Origin of the sequence: Bacillus cereus group sp. BfR-BA-01379 (genome assembly GCF_022663605.1) — a bacterium.
GTDB lineage: Bacteria > Bacillota > Bacilli > Bacillales > Bacillaceae_G > Bacillus_A > Bacillus_A mobilis.
In genome coordinates this window covers 1-1,271 of sequence record NZ_JAKUFT010000165.1, presented here as the reverse complement: position 1 = coordinate 1,271, position 1,271 = coordinate 1, and the positions used below count along the sequence as shown (strand labels likewise).

Sequence of the window (1,271 nt, the reverse complement as noted above, 5' to 3'; positions counted from 1 at the left end):
ATACAAGGGGTGCAAGGTGAAATTGGTCCGACTGGTCCAACCGGAAATACGGGTATACAAGGTGTTCAAGGGAATTTAGGGAGCAGCGGTTTACAAGGGGTAACAGGTATACAAGGTATTCAAGGTCCGATGGGTCCGACTGGTCCAACCGGTTCTCAAGGAATACAAGGGGAGCAAGGGCCAATGGGCCCAACTGGTTTAACTGGTGTTCAAGGTTTACAAGGTCCACAAGGTGAGATGGGGCTAACTGGTCCAACCGGCTCTCAAGGAATTCAAGGAGTGCAAGGTGTAATAGGGCCAACGGGTGCAACTGGTTTGCAAGGGGATCCAGGTCCAACCGGTTCGACAGGTCAGGCGGGGGTAACAGGTCCAACTGGATCTGCAACGGGTCCAACCGGAGCAACGGGTCCAACTGGTCCGCCAGGAGGCCCAACCGGTCCAACTGGTCCAGCAGGATCACCGGGAGGTCCAACCGGTCCAACAGGAGCAACAGGAGCAACAGGGGCGACCGGAGCAACAGGAGCGACTGGCATTCAAGGGGTGCAAGGAATACAAGGACCTACAGGTGCAACCGGTTTAACAGGTTTGCAAGGCGTACAGGGGCCAATGGGGGTAACAGGTCCAACAGGTGACCAAGGAATTCAAGGTCCACAAGGAGTAATGGGAGTAACCGGTCCAACCGGTTTACAAGGTTTACAAGGAGTGCAGGGACCGATAGGAGCAACGGGGCAGGCAGGTCCTCAAGGGGTGCAAGGGGCACAAGGTCCAATTGGTCCAACAGGCCCGCAAGGAATACAAGGAATACAAGGTGAGCAAGGAGTAATGGGAGCAACCGGCCCAACCGGATTACAAGGTCTTCAAGGAATACAAGGCCCAATCGGTCCAACCGGTCCTCAAGGTTTACAAGGGTTGCAAGGTCCAAGTGGTATAACTGGTCCAACCGGTCCTCAAGGGATACAAGGAATTCAGGGGCCACAAGGAGGTATAGGTCCAACTGGTGCGACTGGAATACAAGGAGTGCAAGGTCCACAGGGTCCAACGGGTCCAACAGGTGCAACAGGCCCGCAAGGAATTCAGGGAATCCAAGGAATCCAGGGTCCAACCGGTCCACAGGGTATTCAAGGTCTGCAAGGAATCCAAGGTCCGATTGGTCCAACAGGCCCAACTGGACCTCAAGGAATACAAGGGATAACCGGATCAACAGGTCCAACCGGTCCAACGGGTGCAACCGGACCGACGGGAGCAACTGGTCCACAAGGCATCCAAGGAAT

1 pseudogene is annotated in these 1,271 nt (G+C 55.1%); it reads left to right on the top strand.

The annotated features are described in order from the left end of the window. Nucleotides 1-1,271 (top strand): annotated as a pseudogene (locus MR113_RS27145) (collagen-like protein); the annotation flags it as partial.